The organism is Acidisphaera rubrifaciens HS-AP3 (assembly GCF_000964365.1).
GTDB classification, from domain to species: domain Bacteria; phylum Pseudomonadota; class Alphaproteobacteria; order Acetobacterales; family Acetobacteraceae; genus Acidisphaera; species Acidisphaera rubrifaciens.
In genome coordinates this window covers 1-8906 of sequence record NZ_BANB01000319.1, presented here as the reverse complement: position 1 = coordinate 8906, position 8906 = coordinate 1, and the positions used below count along the sequence as shown (strand labels likewise).

Sequence of the window (8906 nt, the reverse complement as noted above, 5' to 3'; positions counted from 1 at the left end):
TCGGCCCGACGTTTTTTCTGTACCCGCGCATCCTGGAGGAGATTTTCGCCGCCTGCGGCCACGATCTGCACGCGGAGGTGGAGCTGATCCGGCTCGATCCGCTGTACGAGCTGGTGTTCGAGGGCGGCGGGCGGCTGCCGGCGAGCGGGGATCCCGACCGCCTCGCGTCGGCGGTGGCCGCCTTCTGTCCGCGCGACGCGGCGAACCTGCCGCGCTACATGGCCGACAACCGCGCCAAGCTCGACGCCTTCCGCCCGATCCTGGAGCGTCCCTTCACCCATGTGGCGGAATATCTCCGCCCGACGGTGCTGCGCGCGCTGCCGGCGATGCGGCCGCTCAGCACGGTCGAACGCGATCTGGCGCGCTATTTCAGCGACGAGCGGGTGCGTCTCGCCTTTTCTTTCCAGAGCAAATATCTGGGGATGTCGCCGTTCCGGTGCCCGAGCCTGTTCACCATCCTGGCGTTCATGGAGCACGAATACGGCATCTGGCATCCGCGCGGCGGCTGCGGCGCCGTGATCGACGCCATGGCGCGCGTCGCACGCGGCATGGGCGTGCGCATCCATCTCGACGATCCGGTGCAGGAGGTCCTGGTCGAGGACGGCCGCGCCCGGGGTCTGCGCTTCGCGGACCGGACGGAGCGCTATGACGCGCTGTTCATCAACGCCGATTTCGCCCATGCGATGACGACGCTCGTGCCCGACAGCGCCCGCCGCCGCTGGACGGACCGGCGGATCGCGCGCAAGTCGTTCTCGTGCTCGACGTTCATGCTGTACCTCGGCATCGAGGGACGCATCGACACGCTCGGTCACCACACGATCGTGCTGGCCGACGAATACCGCCGCAACATCGCGGAGATCGAGGCGGGGCGCGCGCCGCCCGGGCGGCCATCCTTCTACGTTCACAATGCCAGCGTGACCGACCCGACGCTGGCGCCGCCGGGCCATTCCACGCTGTATGTGCTGATCCCGGTCGGGCATAACCGGCCGGAGGGGCCGGACTGGATCGCCGAGCGGGCGCGCTACCGGCGTCTAGCGCTCGACCGGCTCGCGGCCCTGGGGATCGAGGATCTTGAACGGCGGATACGCTTCGAGCAGGTGATCACGCCGCTCGAATGGGAGCGCGACATGGCGATCCACAAGGGCGCGACGTTCAACCTCGCGCACTCGCTCGATCAGATGCTGATGTTCCGGCCGCACAACCGGTTCGACGATATCGACGGCGTCTATCTGGTCGGCGGCGGCACGCATCCCGGCAGCGGGCTGCCGACGATCTTCGAGAGCGCGCGCATCTCCGCGCGTCTCGCGGCGGACGATCTTGGTCTGGACATCCCCGCCGGCATCGCGATGCCGGCCCGCCCGCCGCGGCTCGAACCGGCGATCATGGAGGCTTTGTGAGCATGGGCCGCATCGGTGTCATCGGCGGCGGGCTGGGCGGCCTCGCGGCGGCCTGCGTGCTCGCCGCGCGCGGCCATCCCGTCACGCTGTTCGAAAAGAACGACTGGCTCGGCGGCAAGGCGGCGGAATGGAAGCAGGACGGGTTCCGCTTCGACATGGGCCCGACCATCATGACCGTGCCCGGCGTGCTGGCACGCATCTATGCCGAGGCCGGGCGACGGATGGAGGATGTGCTCGACCTGCGCCGGCTCGACCCGCAATGGCGCTGCTTCTTCGACGACGGCAGCGTGCTCGACCTGCGCGAGGACGTCGCCGCGATGCGGGCCGGGCTCGACGCCTACAGCCCCGGCAACGCCGACGGCTATCGCGACTTCATCGCCCTGTCGGCGCGGCTGCACGACATCTCGGAGCGGTTCTTCTTCTGGAAGTCGGTCGAGGACCTGCGCGACACGATCGACATGCGCAAGAACATGGATCTCGCGACGCTGTCGGACATCCTGGCGCTGCGCATGGGCACGACGGTCGCCGGCACCATCCGCCGGCGCGTGCGCGACACCCGCGTGGCGCAGATGCTTGACCATTTCGTGCAGTATGTCGGCAGCTCGCCCTATGGCGCGCCGGCGGTGCTGTGCGGCATCGCGCACATGCAGACGGCGGAAGGCGTGTGGTATCCGATCGGCGGCACCCGCGCCGTGCCGGAGGCGCTGGCCGCGCTCGCGGCCGATCTGGGCGTGGAGCTGCGCCTCGGCGCCGATGTGGCCCGCATCACCACCGAGGGCGGCCGTGCCTCGGGCGTCGAGCTTGCGGACGGCGAGCGCGTGCCGCTGGCCGCCGTCGTCTCCAACATGGACAGCGTGCGCACGATGCGCGAGCTGATCGGCGGGGCGCCGCAGGAAGGCTTCGCCCGCCGCTGGAAGCGCGAGCCGGCCTGTTCGGGCGTGGTGCTCTATCTCGGCCTCGACCGCGCCTATGACCATCTCCTGCACCACGACTTCGTCTTCTCCCGCGATCCGGCGGAGGAGTTCGATTACATCTACAACAAGGGCGAGCCCGCGCCGGATCCGACCTGCTACATCGCCGCGCCCGCGCGCACCGAGCCGGGTGTCGCGCCCCCGGGCGGCGAGGCGCTGTATATCCTCGTCCACACCCCGTATCTCCGTCCGCATCACGACTGGTCACGGATGCTGCCCGCCTATCGCCGCGTGATCTTCGACAAGCTCGCCCGCTGCGCCGGCATGGCCGACCTCGAGAGCCGCATCCGCGTCGAGCGCGTGCTGACGCCGCAGGACATCCACGACCGCTACCGCGTGCTCGACGGCGCGATTTATGGTCTCGCGAGCCATGGCCGGTTCTTCGGCGCGTTCAAGCCGGGCAACCGGTCGCGCGACCTGCCTGGCCTGTATCTCGCGGGAGGGGCGGCGCATCCGGGCGCCGGCATGCCGATGGTGATGATGTCCGGCTGGATCGCGGCGGACGCCCTGCATGCCGACCTGACCGCCAACGACGCGCGGCGCAGTGCGTGACGCAGCCGACGACGATCCCGTCGCGATCCGTTCGGCAGCGCTGCATCGCGGCTTCGTCGCCTATCTTCGCTGGTATGCCGCGCGCAGCTTCCACGGCGTGCGCGTGCTGCGCGGGGGCGCCCCGGCGCCGCCGGACGGGCGGCCGCTGATCGTCTACAGCAACCACCCCGGCTGGTGGGACCCGGCGATCTATTTTTTGCTGGCGGGCGCGCTGTTTCCCGGTCGCGTCGGCTACGGCCCGATGGATGCCGACGCGCTGCGCCAGTATCGCATCATGCGCCGGCTGGGCGTGTTCGGCATCGATCCCGGCCCGCGCGGCGCGGCGCGGTTCCTGCGGGTCGCGCGGCGCATGCTGGCCGATCCGGCGAACATGCTGTGGATCACCGCGGAGGGCGCGTTCACCGATGCCCGCGTGCGTCCCGTGGCACTCCGCCCCGGCATCGCGCATCTCGCGCGGACGGGGGGCGCGGTGCTGCTGCCGCTGGCGCTGGAATACACGTTCTGGAACGAAAGCAAGCCCGAGGCGCTGGCCGCATTCGGCGCTCCCGTCGCGGTGGGGGCGGACGTGCCGGGTGGAGCGGCGCCCGGGGCGCGCGACGTGGAGGCGTGGCAGGCGCGGCTGACGGACGGGCTGCAGACGACGATGGACGGCCTCGCCGCCGCGGCGATGACGCGTGATCCGGCGCGGTTCGACACGCTGATCGCCGGCCGCACCGGCGTCGGCGGCATCTACGACACCGGCCGCCGCCTTGCCGCGTGGTCGCGACTGCGCCGTTTCGACCCGAGCCATGAAGCATGACGACCCTCGTTCTGATCCTCGCCCTCGCGCCGCTGCTGATGGCGCTGCTCAATCTCGCCGTCTACCGCACGCCGCGGCCCGCGCACGGCCTGCCCGCCGTCTCCGTGCTGATCCCCGCCCGCAACGAGGAGGCGAACATCGCCGCTTCGGTGGCGGGCGTGCTCGCCAGCCGGGACGTGCAGGTCGAGGTGATCGTGCTCGACGACCATTCGACGGACGCGACCGCCGCGATCCTGGCCGGCATCGACGATCCGCGGCTGCGCGTCGCCAAGGCCCCGCCGCTGCCGCCCGGCTGGTCGGGCAAGCAGCACGCCTGCGCGACGCTCGCCACGCTCGCGACGCATGACCTGTTCGTCTTCGTCGATGCCGACGTGCGGCTGTCGCCGACGGCCCTGGCCCGCATGGCCGGCTACATGCAGCGCCACGATGTCGGCCTCGCCAGCGGCTTTCCGCGTCAGGTGACCGTGACCTGGGCGGAGCGGCTGCTGCTGCCGATGATCCATGTGCTGCTGATCGGCTACCTGCCGATGCCGCTGATGGGGATGTTCGGGGCGGCGGGGCTGGGCGCCGGGTGCGGGCAGCTGTTCATCGCGCGGCGTGCCGATTATGCGCGCGCCGGCGGCCACGCCGCGATCCGCGCCAGCCTGCATGACGGCGTCACGCTGCCGCGCGCCTTCCGCCGCGCCGGCAGCATGACGGGTCTGTTCGACGCCACCGGCTTCGCGTCGTGCCGGATGTATGCCGACGCGGCGCAGGTGTGGGAGGGTCTGTCGAAGAACGCGACGGAGGGGCTGGCGACGCCGGTCGGCCTTCCCGTCTGGACCTGCCTGCTGTTGGGAGGACATGTGCTGCCATGGCTTCTGCTGCTGTTCGCCCCGTCGCTCGCCGCGGTGGGCGCGGTGGGCGCATCGCTCGGCCTGCGCCTGCTGGTCGCGCTGCGCTTTCGCCAGCATCCGGCCGATGCCTGGATGCAGCCCGTCTCCGTCCTCGCGCTGCTGTGGCTGCAATATGCCGCGCGCTGGCGCGCGGCGCGCGGGCGGCCCGCGACGTGGCGGGGCCGGGCCTATCCTACGGGCTGATCGCCGCCCTCGCGGCGGCGGCGCCGGCGCGGGCGGGTGAGATCATCGTGACCGTGACCAACGTGCGCAGCAATCTCGGTCACGTGCGCGTCGCGATCTGCCCGCAGGCCACCTTTTTGCAGAAGACCTGCACGATCCATCAGGCGGTTCCCTCGAAGCAGGGTACCACGACGGTCGTCTTCCTCGACGTGCCGCCGGGCGAATACGCGGCACAGGGTTTCCTCGATGAACACGACTGGCGCGAGGTCAGGCGCGACCTGCTGGGCTTTCCGGAAAACGGCATCGGCTTTTCCAACGATGCGCCGATTAATTTCGGGCCGCCGAAATGGGATGACGCGCGTTTCAGCGTTCTCCCGGACGGCGCCGTGCATGTCCACATGACGCTGCACTACTACAAGCTATAGCCGCGTCCGATCAGTACTCGAACTGGTAGGTGAGCCCGACGCCGGAGCCGGTGCTGCTCGACAGCCCGGCGGCGTTGGTGCCCGTCGCCGTGCCGCCGCCGGTGCCGGCCAGCCCCTCCAGCTTCAGCCCCTTGTAGAGGTCGATTTGCACGTCGGCCTGCGTGCCGCCGGATGCCGTCTGCTTGGCGCCCACGAAGACGCCGCGCGCGACATAGCGGCCGGCGGTGACCTGGGCGTTGCCGTTGGCGTCGCTGCCGACATCGAGCCGGTCGAGGCCGAGGGCGGAGCGTACCCGGTCGAGCGGGTTGCTGACGCCGGCGACGCCGCTGAACGAGGCGAGCGCCGCCGCCGCCTCCGCCAGTTCCAGCGGCGATAGCTGGCTCGCGCTGCGGTGGAACAGGATCTGCGCGAGGATTTCGTCCTGCGGCAGCTCCGGCACCGATGACAGGGTGATCTTCGGATTGTTCGCCGTGCCGCCCACGGTGAGCGTCGCGACGGTCGTGCCGTTGGTCGTGACGGAGACGAAATCGAGCGCCGGATCGGCGATGCCCGCGCCGTTGAAGGAGACGTCGCCCTTGGTGAAAGTCAGCGTCTGCCCCGCGATCGACAGGTCGCCGCGCCGCATGTCGAACCCGCCCGACGGGACGGGATTGGCGGCTGTGCCCTTCAGCCGCATGTGGCCGCCCAGTTCCACGTCGAGGCCGCGCCCGCGCACGAACACCTGGCGCGCGGACAGCGTGAGGTTGAGGCCGATATCCGGCGCCCTTTTCGGCGGCGGTGGCGCGACCGGGGGCTGCCGGGCATTGATGACCTTCAGCGTCGCGACGGAGGTCGGCAGCTTGTCGGGGATGCGGATATCGGCCCGCGTGATGCGCACGTCGCCCGCGACCGCCACTCCCGTCGCGATCGCGCCCTTCACCGTCAGGTCGGAGTCCAGGTTCACCGTCAGCCGGTCCGACGCGAGCGGCCGGGCGCGGCGCATCGTCAGCGTCACGTCCACCGGCATGTCGCCGGTCACGCCCACGCTGCCGTGGGCATCGACGGTGCCCGGCCCCGCGCGCGCCGTCAGACGGGTCAGCCGTACCGTCTCGCCCACCGCGTCGAGCCGGGCGTTGATCGCGGACAGGCGCGCGCCCAGCACGTAGTCCTGCACGTCGCCGTCGGCGAGCGTGACCGAGCCGGTCGGCTGCGGGTGCGCGAGCGTCCCGCCGACGCCGGCATCGAGGGTGACGATGCCGCGCGCCCGCTCGCCGGCGGCGGTAAGCACGGGGTCGAGCACCGCGAGATCGACGCGTCCGCGCGCATGCAGGTCGATCGCCCCGGCGCCGAGCGGGGCGGTGCCGCCCATCGTCAGGCTGACGCGCGGTCCCGCCTCGGCCCGCGCGTCGAGGCGGGCGCTGGTGCCAACGAGGGTCGCCGTCGCGTGCAGGCTCGCGGGCGGAATGGCCGCCGCCTGTCCCTCGCGCAGCCGCAGGCCGGTGGCGTCGACGCGCACCGTGCCCGTCGGTCGCGCCGGGGTGCCGGCGATGCGGGCCTCGGCATTGATGACGCCGTCCGCCTTCAGCCCGGGCGCGAAGGGCGCGGCCAGCGCCGGCGTCACGTTCGACAGCCGCGCCGTCAGATCGAGCGTCGGCGACAGCCGGCCCGCGAGATCAAGCACCGCCTGCTGCACGCCCACGCGTAGACGGTCGACGGTCACCGCGTTGGCGAAGCCGATCCGCACCGGCGCCAGCAGCCGCGCCGTCTCGCCCTTCCACGTCGCCGTCAGGGTCGACACCCGCGCATCCTTGGCCGTCGCATCCAGCACCAGCGCCGTCGCGACCGTCGCATCCGCGCCCGCGAGGTTGCGCAGCGACGCGTCGGCATTCACGGCAAGCGCCGATTTCGGGCCGCGCACCGTCACCCGCGCGCGCCCGCCGATCGCGCCCGCGCGGATGCCGTCGGCGGTCGCCGTCGCATCGACGACGGCATGGCCGAGCGGGTCGCGCACCGTCGCCGTCACGTCCGCCGTCCCCACGCTCGCGCGCCCGGCGAGACCGGCGTTGCGCGCCGTGAGCTTCGCCTTCGCCGCGTCGCGCGTCAGATCGAGCGCGACATCGACGCTGCCCGCGAGCGGCATGCCGAGCAGCGGGCGCAAGTCATCGAGCCGCCCGAAGCCGAGCCGCACCGTCCCGAGCGGCAGCGTCGCGCCCGCCGGCAGGTCGAGCGTCGCCTTCCCGCCGAGCGACTTCCAGGCCAGCCGGTCGAGCGTGACATGCAGCGCGCCGTCCGCCGCGCGCGCCGCCGCGAGGTGCAGGTCGACCGGCGATCCGTCCAGCGCGCCGCGCGCGGTGATGTCCGCGTCCGGCCGTCCAGGCAGCCCGGTCGCGCGCGCGTCGAGCGTCAGCTTGCCGCTGCGCACGCCCTTGGCCGTGACCTCGCCCGTGGCCTGCGCATCGGCGGCGAGATTGTCGAGCGTCCCGCGCGCGTGGCCGGCCACCGCGATGTTGCCCGCGACGCTGGGCGCCAGCACCGACAGGTCGGCCAGGGTGACGCCATAGGCGGCATCGACCGTATCGCCGCGATAATGCCCGTTCGCGGTGAGCGCGAGGGTGCGGCCGTCGAGCTTGAGGCGGTCGAGCGTCACCTTGCTGCCGTCGAGCGTGGCCGCCGCGTCGATATGCGCCGCCGGGCCGATCAGCGCCGGCACCGGCGCCATGCCGCCGTCGATGCCGATCGTCCCCGAAAGCGTCGCCGCCGTCACCGACCCGGCGCGATGCGCGGTCAGCGTCAGCGTCGTGCGGCCGCGGAGATCCACGCCGCCGATCGCGGCGAGCGGCGCGAGATCGGGCACCTTCAGCGTGAGCGCCGCGTCGATCACCTGGCCCACCGTGCCGGTCGCCGTCGCGTCGAGCAGCGGGTGCGTGATGTGCAAGGTGACCGGCTTCTCCGCCGGCTTCAGCGCCGCCGTCGCGGTGATGGCGACCGGGGCCGCGGCGAACAGGTCGGGCTTCGGCCCGGGAATCGACAGGCCCCGCAGCGTTGCATCGAGTGCCACGCGGCCGGCATCGCCGCTGATGTTCGCGGCGATCGCGGCGATCTTCGTGCCTGGCGCGGTCAGCCCGTCGATCGCGACCGTGCCGTCGGCATGCGGGGTGGTGAAGCCGCCTTTGGCCGTCGCGTCGATCGCGACCGATTGCCAGCCGATCCCGGGCGCGGGCGTCATCGCCGGCGCGTGCGCGTCGAGCGCGACGTCGAGCGTTGAATCCTTGACGTCCACCGTACCGTGCGCGTCCGCCCGCAGCGGTCCGGCGGCCAGCCGCAGCCGCGCGGCGATGGCGTCCATCGGACCGCGCGCCTGCGCATCGGCGTCGATGGCGCCGATCGATGTCAGCCCGGCGATGCCGCCGATCAGGCCGCCCGGCGGTTCATGCACGACCGCATGGGCGTCGACGTGCGTGCCGTCGATACCGGCGTCGAGCGTGTAGGTGCCGGACCCGTCGACGCGCGTCAGCGCCAGATGCGCGGTGAGGTCCCGCAGGGTGACGACATGCGCGTGGCCTTCGACCGCGACGGTTGCCGCATGGCCCGCGACCGGTGCCCCCACCGTCAGCCGCGCGACCGCGAGCGTGCGCAGATCGACCTGCACCGGCAGGCTGAAGCCGCTGCCGCTGCTGCTGCCCGCGGCGGGGGACGGGGCGGACGGGGCCGGCAGGCGCGCGACG

General features: G+C 72.2%; 6 protein-coding genes. 5 read left to right on the top strand and 1 reads right to left on the bottom strand.

Translation table 11 applies throughout. From position 1 onward, the window contains the following. The 5 genes from crtI to B8460_RS10305 form a co-directional block, all read left to right on the top strand. On the top strand, positions 1-1397 hold a 1397-nt coding region (gene crtI, locus B8460_RS10325), incomplete at its 5' end, for a phytoene desaturase family protein (protein WP_048861516.1). 2 nt (positions 1398-1399) lie between these two features. Continuing rightward, entirely contained in the window at positions 1400-2920 is a 1521-nt protein-coding gene (locus B8460_RS10320; RefSeq protein WP_199445605.1) for a phytoene desaturase family protein, read from the top strand. Further along, positions 2913-3719 (top strand): lysophospholipid acyltransferase family protein, encoded by an 807-nt coding sequence (locus B8460_RS10315; protein ID WP_052945211.1) that lies wholly within the window; start codon positions 2913-2915, stop codon positions 3717-3719. The genes B8460_RS10320 and B8460_RS10315 overlap by 8 nt, the downstream gene beginning before the upstream one ends. After that, positions 3716-4798: a glycosyltransferase gene (locus tag B8460_RS10310; RefSeq protein WP_048861514.1), complete on the top strand. Its 1083-nt coding sequence runs from the start codon at positions 3716-3718 to the stop codon at positions 4796-4798. The genes B8460_RS10315 and B8460_RS10310 overlap by 4 nt, the downstream gene beginning before the upstream one ends. Then, positions 4768-5202, top strand: coding sequence for a DUF2141 domain-containing protein (locus B8460_RS10305; RefSeq protein ID WP_199445604.1), 435 nt, complete (start codon positions 4768-4770; stop codon positions 5200-5202). The genes B8460_RS10310 and B8460_RS10305 overlap by 31 nt, the downstream gene beginning before the upstream one ends. 10 nt (positions 5203-5212) lie before the next feature. Here B8460_RS10305 and B8460_RS10300 read toward each other — a convergent pair. Further along, positions 5213-8906: translocation/assembly module TamB domain-containing protein (locus B8460_RS10300; RefSeq protein WP_048861513.1), on the bottom strand; the 3694-nt coding region annotated here is incomplete at its 5' end.

What these genes read in the sequence shown, in the direction of transcription:
- B8460_RS10320 (WP_199445605.1), top strand. Translation starts at nt 1,400, where the DNA reads ATGGGCCGCATCGGTGTCATCGGCGGCGGGCTGGGCGGCCTCGCGGCG.
- B8460_RS10310 (WP_048861514.1), top strand. Translation starts at nt 3,716, where the DNA reads ATGACGACCCTCGTTCTGATCCTCGCCCTCGCGCCGCTGCTGATGGCG.